General features: G+C 68.4%; 8 protein-coding genes. 4 read left to right on the top strand and 4 right to left on the bottom strand.

What is annotated here, in order from left to right; all coding sequences use genetic code 11:
- Positions 1 to 23: 23 nt before the first annotated feature.
- Both NMG10_RS16245 and aroQ read right to left on the bottom strand, forming a co-directional pair.
- Positions 24 to 869 carry a shikimate dehydrogenase gene (locus NMG10_RS16245; protein ID WP_254464713.1) on the bottom strand — a complete coding sequence of 282 codons (846 nt, stop codon included), beginning with the start codon at positions 867 to 869 and terminating at the stop codon, positions 24 to 26.
- Positions 866 to 1,315, bottom strand: coding sequence for a type II 3-dehydroquinate dehydratase (gene aroQ / locus NMG10_RS16240; protein WP_203647161.1), 450 nt, complete (start codon positions 1,313 to 1,315; stop codon positions 866 to 868). The genes NMG10_RS16245 and aroQ overlap by 4 nt, the downstream gene beginning before the upstream one ends.
- A 338-nt stretch (positions 1,316 to 1,653) precedes the next feature.
- Between aroQ and mqo the strand changes: the two genes are divergently transcribed.
- The 4 genes from mqo to NMG10_RS16220 all read left to right on the top strand — a co-directional run bounded on the left by mqo (position 1,654) and on the right by NMG10_RS16220 (position 17,717).
- Positions 1,654 to 3,228, top strand: a complete 1,575-nt coding sequence (mqo, locus tag NMG10_RS16235; RefSeq protein ID WP_203647160.1) for a malate dehydrogenase (quinone) — start codon at positions 1,654 to 1,656, stop codon at positions 3,226 to 3,228.
- A gap of 386 nt (positions 3,229 to 3,614) precedes the next feature.
- Positions 3,615 to 4,760, top strand: coding sequence for a substrate-binding domain-containing protein (locus tag NMG10_RS16230; RefSeq protein WP_203647159.1), 1,146 nt, complete (start codon positions 3,615 to 3,617; stop codon positions 4,758 to 4,760).
- Positions 4,761 to 5,025: 265 nt separating this feature from the next.
- Positions 5,026 to 17,277 (top strand): filamentous hemagglutinin family protein, encoded by a 12,252-nt coding sequence (locus NMG10_RS16225; protein WP_254464712.1) that lies wholly within the window; start codon positions 5,026 to 5,028, stop codon positions 17,275 to 17,277.
- Positions 17,278 to 17,411: 134 nt separating this feature from the next.
- Positions 17,412 to 17,717, top strand: coding sequence for a hypothetical protein (locus tag NMG10_RS16220; protein WP_186734798.1), 306 nt, complete (start codon positions 17,412 to 17,414; stop codon positions 17,715 to 17,717).
- Between the two features lie 43 nt (positions 17,718 to 17,760).
- Here the strand turns inward: NMG10_RS16220 and NMG10_RS16215 are convergent, their stop codons facing one another.
- Both NMG10_RS16215 and NMG10_RS16210 read right to left on the bottom strand, forming a co-directional pair.
- Entirely contained in the window at positions 17,761 to 19,344 is a 1,584-nt protein-coding gene (locus NMG10_RS16215) for a sensor domain-containing diguanylate cyclase (RefSeq protein WP_254464711.1), read from the bottom strand.
- 149 nt (positions 19,345 to 19,493) lie between these two features.
- Positions 19,494 to 19,973 (bottom strand): hypothetical protein, encoded by a 480-nt coding sequence (locus NMG10_RS16210; RefSeq protein ID WP_234562402.1) that lies wholly within the window; start codon positions 19,971 to 19,973, stop codon positions 19,494 to 19,496.
- Positions 19,974 to 19,991: the final 18 nt, after the last annotated feature.

Raw genomic sequence — 19,991 nt, 5'->3', positions numbered from 1 at the left:
GCCCGCGATGGACCTCCTGGTGGTCAGAAGCTGGCGAAGTGCGCCTGCATGCGCTCGGCATCGGCCGGGCGTCCGCTGAACAGCTCGAAGGCCTTGACCGCCTGGAACACCGCCATGGTGCCGCCATCCAGGGTGCGGCAGCCCAAGGCGCGGGCATGGCGCAACAGCTCGGTCTGCAGGGGGAAGTAGATGATTTCCGCCACCCATAGTCGAGGGTGCAGCAGTGCGGGCGGCAAGGGGGTGCCGGGCAGCTTGGCCATGCCCACGGGCGTGGTGTTGACCAGACCATCGGCGTCGGCCACCGCGCCGGCCAGGTCTTCGCCGAGCACGGCACGACCGGCGCCGAAACGCTGGGTGAGATTGTCCACCAGTGCCCGGGCGCGGGCCGGGTCCACCTCGAACAGCTGCAACCGCTCGACGCCTTCGGCCAGCAGCGCATGGGCCACTGCCGCGCCGGCGCCGCCGGCACCCATCTGTACGACGCGTTGCCGCGCGACCCCAGGCAGGCCGCGTCGCAAGCCCTCGGCGAAACCCAGGCAGTCGGTGTTGTGGCCCACCCGCCGGCCATCGCGCAGTACCACGGTGTTCACCGCGCCAATGCCACGGGCTTCGTCCGACAGCTCGTCGAGCAGCGGCAGGACCGCCTGCTTGAACGGGAAGGTGATGTTGAGCCCGGTGAAACCGGTGCGCTCGGCGGCATCGAGCAGGGCGGGCAGGGCGCTGTCGTCCAGGCCCAGCTGGTCGGCGTCGATCAGCCGGTACAGGTAGCGCAGCGCCTGGGCGTCGCCTTCATGCTCGTGCAGCGCCGGGGTGCGCGAGGCCTGGATGCCACGGCCGATGAGGCCGGCGAGGATACCCGCGCCGTTCATGCCGCGTGCTCGCGCAGGTATTTGCTGAAGTAGCCCAGGGCCATGCAATAGCCCTGGCTGCCGAGGCCGCAGATCACCCCCACGGCGATGCTGGAGACGAACGACAGATGGCGGAACGGCTCGCGCTTGTGCACGTTGGACAGGTGCACCTCGATCACCGGCAGTTCGCTGGCCACCAGGGCATCGCGGATGGCCACCGAGGTGTGGGTCCAGGCGGCGGGGTTGATCAGGATGCCGTGGCAGCGGCCACGGGCGGCATGGATCCAGTCGAGCAGCTCGCCTTCGTGGTTGGTCTGGCGAAACTCCAGTTCCAGGCCCAGTTCGCTGGCGCTGTCGGCGCACAGTCGGGCCAGGTCGGCGAGGGTTTCATGGCCGTACTGGGCGGGTTCGCGGGTGCCCAGCAGGTTGAGATTGGGGCCGTTGAGCACGAGGATTCGAGGTGTCATGACGGGGCATCGCTTTGTTGTTTTTGGATGTTTCGATAATTGTACTATCTGGTTAGTTTGGTCAAATGATTGGCTGTATAAAGCGGGCGATTATCGGCTGCCTGTACCGGCCCTATCGCGGCACAAGGCCGCTCCTACAGGCGACCGCGCCCCCCCTGTAGGAGCGGCCTTGTGCCGCGAAAGGGCTGCAAAGCAGCCCCGGCAAGTCCAAGCCGGACGTCAATACCTTAAAAGTGCTGGGTTTAAAGGCGACAACAAGCATCCTGACCATGCCCGAGCAAATCAGTCGGCTAAGCTTGATTCCGCAGACGCACGGAACGACCAACACGGGAGAGCACATGAACATCAGCAAAACGCCCAGGTGGGCAGTCGCGGCACTGGTCCTGGCCCTGGGCCTTCACGCCCACGCCGCCGAAGGCAAGCGGGTCGATGTGCTGCTGGTGGGCGGCGGCATCATGAGTTCCACGCTGGCGGTCTGGCTCAACGAACTGGAGCCGGGCTGGTCGATGGAGATGGTCGAGCGCCTGGACAAGGTCGCCGAGGAAAGCTCCAACGGCTGGAACAACGCCGGTACCGGCCACTCGGCGCTGGCCGAACTCAACTACACCCCGGAGAAGGACGGCAAGATCGACATCAGCAAGGCGGTGGAGATCAACGAGTCGTTTCAGGTCACCCGCCAGTTCCTCGCCTGGCAAGTGAAGCAGGGGGTGCTGAAGAATCCGCGCTCGTTCATCAACACCACACCGCACATGAGCTTCGTCTGGGGCGACGACAACATCCGCTTCCTCAAGAAGCGCTACGAGGCGCTGCAGGCCAGCCCATTGTTCAAACCCATGCAGTATTCCGAGGACCATGCGCAGATCGCCAAGTGGGTGCCGCTGATGATGGAGGGGCGCGACCCGAACCAGAAGCTCGCCGTCACCTGGACGCCCATCGGCACCGACGTCAACTTCGGCGAGATCACCCGCCAGTACGTCGGCTACCTGCAGACCCGGCCCAACTTCGACCTCAAGCTGTCCAGCGAGGTGCAGGACATCACCCGCAACGACGACGGCAGTTGGCACGTCGAGTACAAGAACCTCAAGGACGGCAGCACCTCGACCACCGACGCCAAATTCCTGTTCATCGGCGCCGGCGGCGCGGCACTGCCGTTGCTGCAGAAGTCCGGCATCGACGAGGCCAAGGACTATGCCGGCTTCCCGGTGGGCGGCTCGTTCCTGGTCACCGACAACCCGGCCATCGCCCAGCGCCACATGGCCAAGGCCTACGGCATCGCCGCGACCGGCGCACCGCCGATGTCGGTGCCGCACCTGGACACCCGGGTGCTCGACGGCAAGCGCATGATCCTGTTCGGGCCGTTCGCCACCTTCTCCACCAAGTTCCTCAAGGAAGGTTCGCTGCTCGACCTGTTCGCCAGCATGTCGTTGCACAACACCTGGCCGATGGTGCGGGTCGGGGTGCGCGAGTTCGACCTGGTGCAGTACCTGATCGGCCAGCTGATGCAGTCCGACGATGACCGCTTCGCCGCGCTGCAGACCTACTTCCCCGAGGCGAAGAAGGCTGACTGGCGCCTGTGGCAGGCCGGCCAGCGGGTGCAGATCATCAAGAAGGACGAGAACCAGGGCGGGGTGCTGAAGCTGGGCACCGAAGTGGTGACATCCAAGGATGGCAGCATCGCCGGGCTGCTCGGCGCCTCGCCGGGCGCCTCGACCGCGCCGCCGATCATGCTCGACCTGCTGAACAAGGTGTTCAAGGACAAGGTGGCCACGCCCGAGTGGCAGGCGAAGATCAAGCAGATCATCCCGTCCTACGGCATCCGCCTGAACGAGCACCCGGACAAGGTCCAGCAAGAGTGGGCCTACACCAGCGAGATCCTGCAACTGGCGACGCCCAGCGAGGTCGCCGCGCCCTAAGTGATCGCTCCCGCAGCCGGGAGCTGCGGGAGCGGGTTCCCCCCAACATGAGCCACCGGCCACTGTGAAGTGGTCGCACTGGCAAAATCTTTTTTCTCACCTGCTACAAACTCCCGAGTGCCTGATCCGCCATCCTCCTGATCGATCCCTCCGGTACCGTTTGCCCTGTTCACTGTCTGCCCAGCCGCGAGCGCAAAAAACGCCCCCCGACACCCGAGCTTTTCCCCGCCGAACTCCCGATGTTTTTTCCTCTGCCTGTCACCACAAGCTGCGAATGTTGCCTCCGTGGACAGGCCGCCAGCCCCTCTGGATCAGGGGATGCGGCCTGTGGCCACAGCAATGCGCGACCCACTCAACGTACGAACACGACGATAGGAGATTGCTTCATGTTTAAGCGTACTGTGATCGCCGCCTCCCTGGTGGCTGCTACCCTGGCTTCGGCCCAATCCATGGCTGCTGTTGTCGGTGGCGGCGCCACCCTGCCTGAGCCGCTGTACAACGGCAACGCCACCTGGGAAGGCATCCTGCCAAGCGGCTTCAGCTACACCGGCGTGGGCAGCGGCGGTGGCAAGACCGCTTTCCTGACCAACGCCCCTGCGTCGATCAACCAGCCGGCCGGCACCAACGTCGACTTCGCCGGTTCCGACTCGGTGCTCAGCGCCAGCGAACTGTCGACCTACGACACCAACCGCGCCGCGACTTGGGGCAAACTGATCCAGATCCCGGCCGTCGGCACCACCGTCACCATCCCTTACCACCGCAATGGTGTCAGCGATCTGCAGGTCAACGCTTCGCAGCTGTGCGGCGTGTTCTCCGGCAGCATCTCCACCTGGGGCCAACTGCTCGGCACCGCCGACACCACCCCGATCAAGGTGATCTACCGCAACGGCAGCAGCGGCACCACCGAGCTGCTGGCGCGCTTCCTCAACGACAGCTGCCCGACCGCCTTCTCGGTCAGCAGCACCTTCACCAGCGCCAACGTCGGCACCGAGCCGAGCACCTGGCAGGGCGTGGCCGGCAGCGCTGACGTGATCAATGCGGTCAATGCCACCGACGGCGCCATCGGCTACGTCAGCCCTGACTTCGTCGATACCGCCAACAACGCCCAGGTGGCCCGTGTCAGCAAGCTGGCCAGCGGCACCGCCGTACTGCCGACCGTCGACAACGCCCAGGCCGCCCTGGCCAGCGCCACCGCCCCGACCGCCAACCGCGCCAACCCGGCCAGCTGGGCTGTCACCTTCGGCCGTGGCGCCAGCGACAAGCCGGTCCCAACCACTGGCTACCCGATCGTCGGCTACACCAACCTGCTGGTTGGCCAGTGCTACAAGGACGCCGCCGACGCCACCGCTGTTCGTGGCTTCCTCAACGACCTGTACAGCGGCAACCACGACCTGGCCATCGGTATCCACTCCTTCGTGCCGGTTCCGGTCGCCTTCGCCGATGAAATCAAGAAGGCCTTCCTGACCAACGCAGGCAACGAAGGCCTGGATATCGCCAACACCAACGTGTGCAACGGTATCGGTCGCTCGTAACAGGCAAAACCCCGGTGGCCCGCGTCCTCGGGCGTGGGCATGGGCCCTGGCGGCACCCGTGGGTGACGCCGGGGCTTTTTTCATTTTGTGTCGACCTGGCAGCACGAGCACCGGCATTGCGCCGGGTGCAGGCGTTCGCCATACCCCAGCCCCATGAACTTTGCATGACAAAGCTTCGGTCCCCCGGTCGCCGGAGCGCCTTATGGCAAAGCGGCATCACGACCGCCATCCCCTGATCTCGAGAACCAGCACAAGGAACCCTGCGATGTCGCGCGGCATGCCCAAGCCAGCCCTTTCAGCCTCCGCCATCCAGCGTCGCGGCGAGCCGCCGCGGCTCAAGCCCCTGGCCCAGGCCATCGCCTTGCTGATGCTGGCGGGCAGCGCCCACGCGGCGCAGCCGTTCAGCTCGGGCTGGTTCGCCGCCAAGGGCGCCTCCAATGCCCCGAGCGGCGCCGCTGGCGCCGGCGGGGCGGGGCAGGTGCTGCCGGGATCGCCACCACCGCTGGCCCAGCAGCAGCGCCTGAACCAGCAGTTCCAGCGTTCGGTGAACAACCTCAACAACACGGTGGCGGCCATCGCCGCCCAGCAGGCGGCCCAGGCCAATGGCCGGACCCTGGCCCAGGTGCAGCCGCAGGTTGTGCCCAACGGCCTGGGCGAGGGTGGCCTGAAGGTCGACGAGAACCCGCTGACCCAGGGCTGGCTCAATGCCAAGGCACCGCAGCAGAGCCAGGCCGATGGCAAGACCCAGGTGCGCATCGAACAGACCGCCGACAAGGCCATCCTCAACTGGGAGACCTTCAACGTCGGGCGCGACACCACCGTGCGTTTCGAGCAGCAGGCGGACTGGGCCGTGCTCAACCGGGTCAACGACCCCGCCGCCCGTCCGAGCCAGATCCATGGCCAGATCGAGGCGCCCGGCACGGTGATGCTGCTCAACCGCAACGGCGTGGTATTCAACGGCACCAGCCAGGTCAACGTGCGCAACCTGGTGGCCGCCGCCGCCCAGGTCAGTGACGAGCAGTTCACCCAGCGCGGGCTCTACGTCGACAGCAGCGCCAGCCAGGCCACCTTCACCAATGCCGCCGGCAAGGTGCTGGTCGAGCGCGGCGCGCAGATTCGTACCCAGGCGCCGAGCAGCTCCACCAGCGGTGGCGGCTACGTGCTGTTGCTGGGCAGCGAGGTGGGCAACGACGGCCAGATCATCGCCGGCAAGGGCCAGGCGACCCTGGCGGCGGCGGACGATTTCTATATCCGTCGCGGCCAGGGCACCGAGGCCAACCGCTACTCGACCACCCGTGGCAACGAAGTGGCGGGTAGCCTGAAGCCCGGCAGCAGTGCCGGCACGGTGAGCAACAGCGGGCTGATCCAGGCCAGTGGCGGCGATGTCACCCTGACCGGTCACCAGGTGCGCCAGCAGGGTGTGGTCCTGGCCAGCACCTCGGTGGATCGGCGCGGCAGCATCCACCTGCTCAACGCCGCCAGCGATGCCACCGGCAGCGTCAGCTTCGAGCGCGGCAGCGTTACCGCCGTGCTGCTCGACGACAGCGCGGCGCTCGACAGCCAGCGCGAAGCCTCGAGGGCGGTGGTCAACGGCAGCAACGGCAACCTGGCCACGGGGCGCTTCGACAATCTCAGCACGGTCATCGACCGCCCCGAGCAGTCGCGGGTTGAAGTGGTCAGCGGCGGCACCGTGCACTTCCAGGACGGTTCGCTGACCCTGGCCACTGGTGGCCAGGTGGCGGTCAGCGCCGGCCGGCGCAGCCTGGTCGACGATGGCGCGCGCCTCGATGTGGCCGGCGCGCTTGGGGTCAAGGTGGCGATGGAAAGCAATGTCATCAAGATCAATGTCCAGGGCAACGAGCAGCGCGATGCCGCCGGCAACCGCGACAAGGGCGGGCTGATCAACAGCGATGTGTGGGTCGACGTGCGTGAGCTGGTGCACGTCGCGGCCGGCGTCAATGGTCATGCCGGCGACCGCTGGTACACCGCGGGTGGCCTGCTGGAGGTGGGCGGCTACCTGGGCACGCGCAGCCACGGCGTGGGTGAATGGATGGCCCAGGGCGGCACCGTGACCTTCACCGGCCAGGACCTGGTCACCCGCGCTGGCGCCGAGATCAACCTGTCCGGCGGCACCCTGGCGGTGCAGGACGGCTATGTGCGCCAGAGCTGGCTGCGTGGCGAGGACGGGCGCCTGTACGAGCTGTCGCGGGCGCCTGGCGACCTGCTCTACAGCGGCCTGTACCAGGGCTTCGAGGACCATTCGGCGCGCTGGGCCCAGACCCGTGTGTTCTACAACCCGCTGATCGCGCCGCAGCAGCGCTTCGAGCAGGGTTATACCGTCGGGCGCGACGCCGGCAGCCTGGTGGTGGCCACCCAGGGCGCGCTGCTCGACGGCCGGCTGGTCGGCGAGACCTGGCAGGACGAGCGCCAGGTGCAGGCGCCGGTGGCCGGGCTGGATGGCTACAAGCAGGTCCACAGTGCTCGCGCCCGAGGCGCCCAGCTGGTCATCGGCCAGCAGTTGCCGGGTTACCTCACAGGCAGCAAGGACCTGGCCTTCAGCCTGACCCCGGTGCTGCGCCAGGTGACGTTGGCTGGCGGCAACCTTGGCGCCAGTGCCGATGTGCAGTTGCAGGCGCCGTTGGACGAGCAGCGGCGCGGGCGACTGGTACTGGACAGCGAATTGCTCAACGGTTTCGCGCTGGGCGGCCTGAGCATTGCCGCCAGCGAGTCGGTGCAGGTCGACCAGGCGCTGCACCTGGCCGACGGCGGGCAACTGACCCTGTACGCGCCGCAGGTGCGGGTCGCGGCCGACCTTACCGCCAAGGGCGGGCAGATGATGTTGGGCGATGTGCTGCGCCAGCGTGACGGCGCCGATCTGCGCGATATCGCCCTGGCCACGCCGGCCGGATTGCGTGCGCAGGTGCTGGTTGGCGAAGGTGTGCGCCTGGATGTCGGTGGTGCGCGCAGCGACCGCGAAGACGCAGGGGCCATGGCCTGGCGCAACGGCGGCAGCCTGTCGCTGCGCAGCTCAGGCGATGTGCTGCTCGGGCAGGCCAGCGTGCTGGATGTTTCCGGCGGGGTGGTGCGCGGTGAGCGCAACCAGCTGCGCGGTGGCAGCGGCGGCAACCTGACGTTGCAGGCCGGCGTGTTCAACGCCAGCGGTGACGGGCGCCTGCGCCTTGATGGCGAGCTGCGCGGCCATGGCAGCAACGGCGCCGGGACCCTCGACCTGCAGGCCGAGCGCGTGCGGATCGGCGGCGTGGCCGACGCCAGCGCCTTGTCCCTCGGCGAGGATTTCTTCAACCGCGGCTTCGCCCATTACACCGTACGTGGCACGCGACAGTTGACCGTGGCCGAAGGCGCCCAGGTGCAGGTCACCCGACCCGTGGAACTGCTCGACGCCAGCCTGCCGGTCGGCGACCAGGCCACCCTGTGGTTGCCGCCGCAGGTGCGCGAGAACGCGATCAAGGGCGAGCTGGGCCTGCGTGCCGGTGCCAGCCTGAGCCTCGCCGCCGGCGATACCCGCCTGGCCCAGGCGGACCGCGAGGCCGCGCTGCTGGAGGTGCGCCGTGGCGCCAGCATCGGTGTCGACCCGTTGCAGTCGATCGCCCTGAGCAGTACCGCGCAATTGAATCTGGACGGTTCGCTGCTGGCCGCCGGTGGCAAGGTGAGCCTGTTGCAGGTATTGCCCGAAACGGTGGTGAGCGGGGTGCAGGAAAGCCTGCACAACCGTGCGATCCGCCTGGGCAGCGAGGCGTTGATCGATGTCTCCGGCCAGGCGCTTACCGCCCTCGACAGCCAGGGCCGGCGCTACGGGCGGGTCACCGCCGGCGGCAACATCGTCATTGGTGGGCAGATCGACCACGCCAAGGGGACCAGCGACGGCGCCTACCTCTTTGTCGACATCGCCCGTGGCACCCGCTTGCGCGCCGATGGCGCCAGCGCCGTGCTGGACATCCGTGGTCAGGGCCCACTGGCAATGGCCAGCGCCGGTGGCAGCATCAGCCTGGCCTCCAGCTATGGCCTGCGCCTGGACGGCACGCTCAGCGCCAGGTCCGGCGGTGTCGGCGCGGCGGGCGGCAGCCTCGGCGTGGCCCTCGATACCGGTCTGTACCGCAAGGATGGCCTGGAGGATGGCCTGAATGTGCCGCGCGAGCTGGTACTCGGCCGTGGGGCCGGGACCGACGAGCGCTTGCGCTATGGCCATGCACGCCTGGATGTGGACACCGTCGAGCGCGGTGGCTTCACCAACCTGGCCCTGCTCAGCGACGGTGTGCTGGCCTTCGATGGCTCACTGGCACTGGACCTGGCCCAGGGCCTGCAACTGTACGCCGGCTCCCTGGTGCTCGCCGACGGCAGTGCCGACGACAGCCGCATCCGCCTGCGTGCGCCCTACGTGCGACTGGCTGGCAGCAACCACCTGGGCGGCGACCAGACCGTGCGCCCGACGGTCAAGGGCGGGCTGTCGCAGCAGGCGTCGCACGCACTGTTGCAGGTCGAGGCCAACCTGCTTGAAATACGCGACGAACTGAGCCTGGGCGCCCACGGCAACCTGGCCCTCAGTGGCGGGCAACAGCTTGAGTTCGACCGTCGGGGCTTTGCCCTGACGCGTCTGCGCAGTGAAGGGGATATCCGCTTCCTCGGCCGCGACATCCCCTCGATGCCGACCCAGCTGAGCAGCAATGCCGATATTGAACTGTTGGCGGCGCAACTGTACCCCGTGAGCGGTGCCTACGCCCGCGTGCTGAGCACCCGCGACGCCACCCTGCGGATCGGACGGGTCGGTGAGGCCACGCCAGGCGTGCCGCTGTCGGTGTTCGGCCGCCTGCACCTGGGCGCTGGCACGGTGGAGCAGGGTGGGGTGGTGCGGGCGCCGCTTGGCCAGGTGCTGCTGGGGGATACCGGCGAGAACGGCCAGGATGTGCGCCTGCTGCCCGGCAGCATCACTTCGGTCAGCGCGGCGGGGCTGCGCATGCCTTACGGCGGCACGGTCGATGGCCTGAGCTACCTGTACGACGGCAAGCCGGTGAACCTGATCGGCGGCACCGGCGATAGCGATCACGGGGTGGTCCTGGCCGGCAAGCGCATCGATGTGCAGGCCGGGGCGCTGATCGACCTGGCTGGCGGCGGCGAACTGACCGGCGCCGGTTTCGTCTCCGGGCGCGGCGGCTCCACCGACGCCCGCTACCATCCGTTGATGCAGCTCGATGCCGATGGCCGCCTGGTACTGCCGTCGCTGTCGAGCAACCCGGTCTATGCCATCGTCCCAGGCCTGGCCGGCGACTACGCGCCGCTGGCCGGGGAGGCCGGCGTGGTGGACCCGGCCATCGGCCAGCGCATCACCCTCGACCAGGGCGTGCCGGGGCTGGCGGCGGGTACCTACACCTTGCTGCCGGCCAGCTACGCGCTGTTGCCGGGCGCTTTCCGCGTCGAGCTCAACGGCTTGGCCATGGCCGGCCAGCGAGGTATCAGCCAGGTCATGCGCAATGGTTCCTGGACCACCTCGGGCAGCCTGTCGGTGGCCGACACCGATATCCGCCAGCCGTTGTCGGGACAGGTCATCCTCACCGCCGCCGACACGCTGCGCCGCTACAGCCAGTACAACGAGATGTCCTACGCCAGCTTCGTCAAGGCCGACGCCTTGGCCAAGGGTGTTCCGCGGGCGGCGCTCGAGGCCGATGGCAAGTGGCTGACCCTGCGCCTGAAGCCCAATGCCGATCCCGAGACCGCGTTCCGCTTTACCGGTCAGGCGCGCTTCGACGCCGCCCGCGACGGACGTGGCGGCAGCGTGGCGGTACTGGGCGTGGAGGCCATCGAGATCCTCGCCGACGGCCAGGCCAGCGACTGGTTGCAACCCAACCGGGTCGCGCTGCGCGCCAGCGACCTGAGCGCGCTCAAGGCGCCGCGGCTGAGCATCGGCGCCCGTCCGGAGGTGCTCTACGGCCAGGGTGGCAACATGATGCGCTTCAAGGAGTCGACCGCTGACATCCTCGTGCGCAGTGGTGCCGAACTGCGCGCCGGCGAGGTGTTCCTGGCTACCGACAGGGCGCGTGGCGCCATCGTCGTCGAGCAGGGGGCCGGTATCATCACCCTGGGCCAGGGGGCGGTGCCGTTCGATGCCAATGACGGTTTCCTCATCGACCCCAATGCCCACGGCTTGCTGGCGCTGTCCAACGGCCGCCTGGACGTGCTGCCCTCGGTGGCCGGCGATGTCTTCGCGCCCGGCAGCATCCTCATTGGCGATTGCCCTTCGGGCAACTGCGCGGGGGTGACCCGCCTGTACTCGGACGGCTCGCTGTTCGCCGCGACCGACCGCACCTTCAATCTCGACGACCAGGTCAGCTTCGGCACCCGCCACCTGGGCCTGGCGGTGGGTCGGATCAACGTCGGCTCCGCCGCAGCGCTGACCGCCGCAGCCAACGCCGGGGTGCTGGGCCAGGGGCTGACGCTCAACCAGCAAGTACTCGACCGCCTGTTCCAGGGCAGCACCGAGGGCGGCATTCCCGCCCTGGAGACCCTGTCGCTGACGGCGGCCGACTCGCTGAACTTCTTCGGCAACAGCGTGCTCGACACCTATGATCCTTTGACCGGGCGTAACCGCGTGCAGCAACTGATCCTCGGCACGCCGGCCATCTACGGCCTCGGCCAGGCCAGCGAACGGGCGACCATCCACACCGGCAACCTGGTGTGGAACGGCGCCCGCACGCTGCCCGGCGCGCCCATCGCCGGTGGCGCGGGCAGTGGCGACGGTGTGCTCGAACTGCGGGTGGAAAACCTGACCTTCGGCTACGGGCCGGCCAGCCAGCCCGACGGCACCGCCAGCATGAGCCGCCAGACCCTGGGCTTCAGCCAGGTCGACATCCGTGCCAGCCGCCAGGTCAGCGCCAACCACAGCGGGGCGTTGCAGGTGTACCACCAGCGCGGCGCCTGGCAGGGCGAGGGCGGCTTCCAGTACAGCGGTGGCGATTTGCTGGTGGAGACGCCGCTGTGGACCGGCGGCGCCGGTTCGATCAACCGTATCAGCGCCGGTGGTCTGTTGCGCGTGACCGGTGGCGGCGGCGCGCTGGCCAGCGGCCGCGATGGCGTGGGCGCGGAACTCGCGCTCAGTGGCCAGCAGGTGCTCCTCGACGGTACCTTCAGCCTGCCCAGCGGCAAGCTGAGCGTTTCGGCGCAACAGGCGCTGGTCCTGGGGGAGCGTTCGCGCATCGACCTGGCCGGGCGCAGCCTGACCTTCAACGACGTGACCCAGTACAGCTGGGGCGGTGAGCTGCTGCTGGCCAGCGCTGCCGGTGACATCCGCCAGGCCAGTGGCAGCCTGGTTGACCTCAGTGCCCGCAACAATCGCGCCGGCCGCCTGAGCGCCACTGCCCTGGGCGGGCAGGTCAGCCTGCAGGGCCAGCTCCTTGGCGCCGCCAGCGGTGATCATGACGCCGGTGGCACGCGAGTGCCGTACGACCAGGGAGCGGTGGCGATCCGTGCCCGCCAGGTGGATGATTTCGCCGGCCTCAACCAGCGCCTGAACCGTGACCAGGTGTTCGGCGCGCGCAGCTTCCAGATCACCCAGGGCGACCTGGTCATCGGCAGCGAGCTCAAGGCGCGGGAAATCAGCCTCTCGCTGGACAACGGCCAGCTGACCGTGGCCGGCACCGTCGATGCCAGCGGCGCCCAGGTCGGCAGCATCCGCCTGGCGGCCGGGCATGGCCTGACCCTGGCCGCCGGGGCGGTGCTCGATGCCCATGGCAGCCTGCTGCGGGTCGACAGCAACGGTGCGATCATCGATGCGCCGAACCGGGCGCAGATCGAGCTGGCCAGCGGCGACGGCGTGCTGACCCTGAGCCCCGGCGCTCGCCTGGACCTGCGCCACGGCACCGCCGCCGCGCAACACGACGGCCGTGCCCGCGGCTCGCTGGTATTGACGGCGCCGCGCGTGGGCGGCGACATCGCCGGTGATATCGCCATCGATGCCCGTGGCAGGCTGGACATCCAGGGTGCGCAGTCCATCGCCGTGGTCGGCCAGCAGCGCTACACCGACGCGCCGAATGGCGGCACGGCGGCCAGTGGTCGGCCGTACCAGTACATCGACCAGGCTTATCTCGACGCCAAGCATGCGCGCAGCGTGCTGTTCGTCAACGCCGCGCTGGCCAACCGCGACCTGCTCGACAACCGCCTGGCCGGCCTGAACAACGCCACCTACGCCAAGGCCCTGCACCTGCGCCCCGGCGTGGAGATCGCCAGCCGCGATGGCCAGACCGACCTGGTGGTGCGCAGCGACCTCGACCTGTCCGGTCATCGCTACGCCAGTATTAACCCGGCCACGGCGCAGACTGCGCTGCGCGGTTCCGGCGAAGTCGGCCACTTGGCCCTGCGCGCCGGCGGCAACCTGGAAGTCCATGGCAGCATCAGCGACGGCTTCCTGCCGCCGGAGCTGGCCACCGGCAGCGAACGCATGGATGGCCGTGGCTGGATCCTGATTCCCGGCAAGCAGCCGTTCGACAGTGACCTGGTGATTCCACGCAGCGGCGTCGAACTGGCCGCCGGCACGCGCTACCCCGCGGGCAGCACGTTGAATTTCGACCTGCCGTTCGCCGACACCTCGCTGCCGGCCAACACCCGGCTGCCCGCTGTGCTGACCCTGGCAAGCGCCGTGACCCTGCCGGCCGGTACCGTGCTTGATGCCGCCGTGCGTGATGCTTCCGGCAATCTCCTGTATGCCGCCGGCACCTTGCTCGAGCAGGCGGTGACTCTGGCCGCCGATACCCGGCTGGATGCCGGCAGCCGCCTGCCGGTAAGCGTGGCGGTGCGCGGTGGGGTCTGGCGCAAGGGCGCTGCCCTGCCTGTGGGAGGGCTGACCCAGCGTGGCGCCCTGGCCCTGGCAGTGGGCGCGCTGCTGCCGGCCGGCACCGACGTCAAGCTGCCCACAGGTGTGTTCTGGGTCGACCTGCGCCAGGAAGTCGCCGGCCAGCAGGGACGCAACTGGGCGCTCGGGCAGATGCTGCCAGAGGGCTCGCAATCCTGGTCGATGCGCCTGGTGGCCGGCGCCGACCTGGGCGCCGCCGACAGCCGCATCACCCGCCCGGAGCCGGACGCCGGCGCATTGCGCCTGGCCGACCAGCACTACATCGCCACGCGGGTGATCGAGACTTCCAAACCCATCATCAGCTATTTCTGGACCAACCTGGCGGTTGGGCGGGTGCCCGGCCAACCGGTACCCTCCAACCTGCTGGCGCTGTGTACCGCCCGGCCGACCTGGTGCCTGAAGGTCGAAACGCCGGGCGGCGTCACCAAGGCCGAGATCACCCCGCAGACCCAGCTGTACAGCGTCTTGCGCACCGGTACCGGCGACCTTGAACTGCTCAGCGCCGGCGACTGGCGCATGGACTCGCTGTATGGGGTCTACACCGCCGGTACCCAGGCACCAGCGCTGCTCGAGCAGGGCATCGATGCGCATCAGCTGGCCCGCGGTCGCCAGGCCGATGGCAGCGTGCTTGGCGCCCTGGGCGCGGCCTACGAATCGATCACCGGCCAGTACCGGGCCTGGTATCCGCAGCAGGGCGGCAACCTGTTGATCGCCGCTGGCGGCGACCTGACCGGCAACCTGGTCGGGCCCAAGGCTACCGAGCAGCAGACGCGCCGTCAGACCGCTTCGGCGGCTGTCGGCAACTGGCTGTGGCGCCAAGGGCAGACCGACGCTGGCACGCCAGGTGCCTGGTGGCTCAATTTCGGCAGTTTCGCCCAGGACCCGGCCAGCGCACCCGGCTTGCCGTACCTGGTCGGTTTCACCGGCATCGGCACCCTGGGTGGCGGCAATCTGGATGTGCGGGTGGCGGGCGCGGCCGGCCTGTTGCAGGCCAGCGGCGCCGACCTTTCCAGCGTCGAGCGCAGCCAGGGCCTGAACCTGGTGGTCGCCAGCAGCGGCCGGGTGGACGCCGATGGGCGCCTGGTACAGACCGGCGGGGGCGACCTCGACCTGCGTGTCGGTGGCGGACTCAACCCGGGGCTGGCCGCGATCACGGCCGCGGACGCCCAGATGGACCTGCAGGGAACGCTGGTCAACCTGCGCGGCGCCTTGCAGGTGGAGGCGGCCAATATCGGGCTGTTGCAGTCGATCTACGGCAGCTACGGCATCGAGCAGGACAACAGCGAATCGCGCGCCTACGACCCTTACAGCGCAACCCGGGCCAAGGCCTGGGGCGGCGTCACGCTGATGCCGGGTGACAGCGGCGTGCGCCTGCTCAGCCGCGGCGACCTGGTGCTGCAGGGGGTAGGCGATCCGGGCCGGGTGCCGACGTTCAACAGCACGCCGTTCACTGCCGACGATGGCACGCGGATGAGCGGGCGCGGCAACAGCTGGTTCTCGCTGTGGACCCCGCAGACCTCCATCGAACTGGTCAGCCTGGGTGGCGACCTGGCACCGAACGTTCACAACCGTGCCAGTGTCGCGACCCGCAACCTGGCGATCCATGGCGGCCGCGTGTTCTATCCGACCGCGCTCAGCGCCACCGCCGTCAATGGCAGCCTGTACTATGGCGACTCGGTGCGCAGCTCGGCGAGCCAGGCCTCGGCGGAGAGCCTGATGACCGCGCCGTCGGCCAACACGCGCTTGCAGTTGCTCGCGGGGGACTCGATCTATGCCGGCGGCTACACAGTCAGCCAGGCGGGCACCGACGCCTCGGCGCTGCCTATGCCGTGGCGCCCCGCATTCCTGGGCAGCAGTACCGGCAACCTCGTGCTGTCGACCAACCTGCACGGCGACCTGCCGCGCAATGTCTGGGAAAGTCCACTCTACAGTTTCGGCGTCAACACCTATGTCGAAAGCCGGGTGCAGCCTGCGCAGCCAGTGCGGTTCTATGCGCTGGACGGCGATATCGTCGGGCTGAACACCGGCGAGGTCATCGATTATCCCGTGCTGGGGCTCAGGCTCTATCAGGGCAGCGGGCCGCTGCGCATCATGGCCGGTCGCGACATCGTCAACGCCGGCACCGTGCTGGGCAGCCAGCGCCAGGCGGCCGGCGGCCTGGTGGCCGGTGGCGAGGGTGGCAACAACCTGTCCCGCGGCAACCTCATCATCCATGGCGACCGCCACGATGTCTCGCTGGTCAGCGCCGGTCGTGACATCCGCCTGAGCACCTTCAATGTTGCCGGCCCCGGCCAGCTCGAGGTGGTCGCCGGGCGCAACCTGTACCAGTCCGGATCGGGCGTCGACTCGGCCTATCAGGAGGCGGCGATCACCAGTATCGGTCGGGTCGGTGGCAGTGGCGCCGGTAACGATGGCGCGGCCATCGCCATCATCGTCGGGGCCGGCAAGCATGGACCGGACTACGCCGGCCTGCTGGCACGCTACCTGGATCCGCAGCACCTGGCCGATCCTTCCCGGTCGTTGGCGGGGCAACCGGGCCAGGTCGTCAAGGTCTACGACCAGGACCTGCTGGCCTGGCTGCGCGCGCGCTTTGCCTTCGAGGGTGACGCCGAGGCGGGCAGGGCGTTCCTCGCCACGCTGCCCGCCGAGCAGCAGCGGATCTTCGCCCGCCAGGTGTACTTCGCCGAACTGCGCGAGGGTGGCCGCGAATACAATGACGTCGACGGCCCGCGCAGCGGCAGTTACCTGCGCGGTCGCCAGGCGATCGCCGCGCTGTTCCCGGAGCGGGACGTGGCCGGCAACCCGATCAGCTATGGTGGTAGCGCCACCTTCTACGGCGGGGCGGGCATCCACACCGACTTCGGCGGCGATATCCAGGTACTGACGCCGGGTGGCCAGCAAGTGTTCGGTATCGAAGGCGAGGCCCCGCCGTCCACCGCCGGGGTGATCACCCAGGGCAGCGGCAACATCCAGCTGTATTCGCAAGGCAGCATCCTGCTCGGCCAGAGCCGGATCATGACCACCTTCGGCGGCTCGATCCTCGGCTGGTCGGCCCAGGGCGACATCAACGCCGGCCGCGGTTCGAAGACCACCGTGGTCTACACCCCGCCCAAGCGCACCTACGACCGCTGGGGCAACGTCGGCCTGGCGCCGAGCGTGCCGAGTACCGGCGCCGGCATCGCCACGCTCAATCCGATCGCCGAGGTGCCACCGGGGGATATCGACCTGATCGCGCCGCTGGGCACCATCGATGCTGGCGAGGCCGGGATCCGCGTGTCGGGCAACGTCAACATCGCCGCGCTACAGGTGGTCAACGCCGCCAACATCCAGGTCCAGGGCGATGCCAAGGGCATGCCGGTGGTGGCCTCGGTGAACACCGGTGCGATCGCCTCGGCCAGTGCCGCGGCATCGTCGGCCAGCCAGGCTGCCGAAGAGGCGGGCCGCCAGCAGCAGGCTGCGTCCAGGCAGCGCCAGCCTTCGGTGATCACCGTGCAGGTGCTGGGTTTCGGCGGCGAGCGGCTGGTGCCGGGGCAGGACGGGGCGAGCCTCAATCCCCAGTACAACCGCCAGAGCCCGGTGCAGGTGCTGGGCGCGGGGACGCTGGACGAACGGGCGAAGGCGCAGTTGACCGAGGAGGAGCGGGGCAACCTGTTGCTGTGAGAGCAAAACCGCCCAACGGCAGGCTTTTCCTGTGGTTTCTTGATCCCGCTCATGGTTTCGGCGAGTGGCCCTCGTCGCGGCTTCGTGGCTGTGCTTTTCTTGCGCGGCATTTCAGACACGGAGTATCGAGCGCAATGCGAATCAGGGAAGAGACCTACTGGCAGTGGGCCGATGCGCAGTTGCACAGTCGCTGCCATGACGAGGAACTGAGCGACGGCACCAGCATCGATGTACAGGTGCGCCTGTCCAGGGTCGGTGCCACGCAACTGTTTCTCGGGCTGTATGCCCGAGGCGGCAAGGCCTTGCTGGAGGAGTACTACCCCTCGCGGCCAGGCGAGACCATGACCCGAGCGCTGGTCTGGGGCGTGGACCGCGCTCGCGCCCTGGCCACCGGCGCCTTGCCGCTGCCGGAACAGGTGCCGCGCAGACGCCAGGCCTGAGCGTGACGGATGTGGCTGGGCGATGACCAGCGACAGGCAGGCGTCAGTGCGGACTGTCGATGCAGACTCGGTTGCGACCCTTCTGCTTGGCCCGGTACAGCGCCCTGTCGGCGTTGCCCAACACATCAGCGGGTTCGCTGCCGTCCCCAGGCCGCCAGCTGGCCACGCCCAGTGACAGGGTGACGCCGCCAGTTGGCGCGAAAGGGGCGTGCTCGACGGTCAGGCGCAGGTGACCGGCGATCGCGGTCGCCACCTCCAGGCTCGCCCCTGGCAGCAGTATCAGGAACTCTTCGCCGCCGGTGCGGCACAGCAGGTCCCCCTCGCGACAGCTTCCACGCATCAAGCCTGCCAGCTGCTGCAGGACCTGATCGCCGATATCGTGGCCATGGCCGTCGTTGATCCGCTTGAAGTGATCGATGTCCAGCACCACCACGGCAAAGCCGCGCTTTTCGGCCTGTAACAGGCGCAGCGCCTGTTGCAGGCCACGACGATTGACCAGCCCGGTGAGTGGGTCGGTCTGGGCATCACGGTTGAGTCGGCCGATACGTTCCTGCAGCAGGTTGACGCCGAACAGCAGTGCGCGCTTGAGCTCGGCGGCCTCGGCGTACCAGGCGCGGACCTGATGGATGCGTTCGGTGGTCTGTTGCTGGCCCATGCCCCGGGCAACGTGGGTCAACTGTCGCAGCGGGTGGGCGATGACCTGTGTCAGCCAGTACAACAGCAGGCAGCCGAGCAGGGCCAGCGGCGCGGAGATGGCAACCACATTGAGGACCAGTTGGCGCAGCGGGGCTACGGTGTTACGCAGTGGCTGCTGGGTGACGATGGTCCAGCCGGCGCTGGGCACCGTGGCGAAGCCGGCCAGCATCTCGACGCCCTGGCTGTTGACCAGGCGCCGGGTGCCATGGTCGAGGTTCGGCAGGTCGTCGAGCAGCGCGTTGTCGCCGACCAGGGTGCCGACCCGTTTGCTGTCAGGGTGAAACAGCAGCCGGCGGTTGCGATCGACCACATAGAGGTACGAGCCGTTCTGGTAGAAGTGCGTGCCCAGCAGGCTGTTGAGCAGGTTGCGCTCGCGCAGGTAGAGGCTGCCGCCGATGTAGCCGTGGTAGTGGCCGCTGGTGTCGAAGATCGGTTGCGAGAGCACCACGAGCAGGTTGTCGGCCGCCGACAGGAAAGGTGTGGAGACCAGCGTGCGGTGTTCGCGCAGTGCTTGCTGGGCGCCGGGTGAAGTCGCCTGGCTGCCGGCCAGGTGCTGCAGCGAGGCGGGCGAGAGCGAACGCACGGTCCCCTGGGCATCGACCCGCAAGGTGGAATTGAACAGGTTGCCCTGCTGTTGCAGGCGGTCGATCTCATCCTGCACCAGGCTGTCGTCGTTCGGGTGCAGGCCACTTTGCCGGGCGCTGTAGGCCAGTTGCTGCAGGGCACTGACCAAGGTGGTTTCGGTCACGGCCGCCAGCTTGGCGGCATAGGCTCGGTTGGCCTCCAGGGCGCTGTCGATCAGCAGTTGCCGTTGTACCCGGTAGCTGGCGAAGTAGCTGGCCAGCAGCATGACCAGGGCCGTGGTGGCGCACAGGGCGAGTATGAGGGTGCGCAGGTCGGGGCGCGGTCCGTGCGGGGTGAAATATCGCAATCCTTGGCCTCGTCGGATACAGCGGAAAACGCACCTTACGCGCTTGGCGCAAGGTGGACCATGCTTGTGCGCAATTGCAGGATTGGAGGACAAGGGGAGCTCCGGTTTCCCACAAAGCTCGCGGAATTATCCTCCCTTGTTATCCAGGGTCAGGGCGCAGTCTGCTCCAGCGCCTGCAGGTCATCCTCGACCTGTTGCATGCGCTCCTGCACCAGGGCCTGGACCTTGGCGTCGCTGGCGCTTTCACGCATCAGCGTGGTGAGCTTCTCGCTCAGGCGCTTGCCTTCCTCGCTCTGGCCAAGCTCCCTGGCCTTGGCCGGGTCGCGGGTAGCCTGAACGATGAGGTCGAACTCGGCATCGCTGAAGTGCTCCTCGCTGTAGAGCCTGAACAGGTCCTGGCGCTGGTCGTCGACGGTCAGGTGCTTGCGCAGCACGTCCTTGATCTTGTCCTCGGGCACCTGCGCGTGGGTCATGGCCAACAGGCCTGCCATGCGCTCGATGTTGTGGTCGTAGGCTTCCTGCAGGGGCAGGTTGGCGAGGATCTTTTCCTCGCGGCTGGGTTTCTGGTCGCAGGCGGCGAGGGCGCCGAGCAGCAACACGGGCAGCAGTAGACGAGACAGGCGGGGCATGGTGGGGCCTTGGGCACG

The organism is Pseudomonas sp. DVZ6, assembly GCF_024259445.1.
Classification (GTDB): Bacteria; Pseudomonadota; Gammaproteobacteria; order Pseudomonadales; family Pseudomonadaceae; genus Aquipseudomonas; species Aquipseudomonas peradeniyensis.
The sequence above is the reverse complement of the archived record's forward strand: the minus strand, read 5'-3'. Positions and strand labels throughout refer to the sequence as shown.

Excerpts from the sequence above, each read along its gene's own strand:
- NMG10_RS16245 (WP_254464713.1), bottom strand. The coding sequence starts at position 869 with ATGAACGGCGCGGGTATCCTCGCCGGCCTCATCGGCCGTGGCATCCAG.
- aroQ (WP_203647161.1), bottom strand. The coding sequence starts at position 1,315 with ATGACACCTCGAATCCTCGTGCTCAACGGCCCCAATCTCAACCTGCTG.
- mqo (WP_203647160.1), top strand. The coding sequence starts at position 1,654 with ATGAACATCAGCAAAACGCCCAGGTGGGCAGTCGCGGCACTGGTCCTG.
- NMG10_RS16230 (WP_203647159.1), top strand. The coding sequence starts at position 3,615 with ATGTTTAAGCGTACTGTGATCGCCGCCTCCCTGGTGGCTGCTACCCTG.
- NMG10_RS16225 (WP_254464712.1), top strand. The coding sequence starts at position 5,026 with ATGTCGCGCGGCATGCCCAAGCCAGCCCTTTCAGCCTCCGCCATCCAG.
- NMG10_RS16220 (WP_186734798.1), top strand. The coding sequence starts at position 17,412 with ATGCGAATCAGGGAAGAGACCTACTGGCAGTGGGCCGATGCGCAGTTG.
- NMG10_RS16210 (WP_234562402.1), bottom strand. The coding sequence starts at position 19,973 with ATGCCCCGCCTGTCTCGTCTACTGCTGCCCGTGTTGCTGCTCGGCGCC.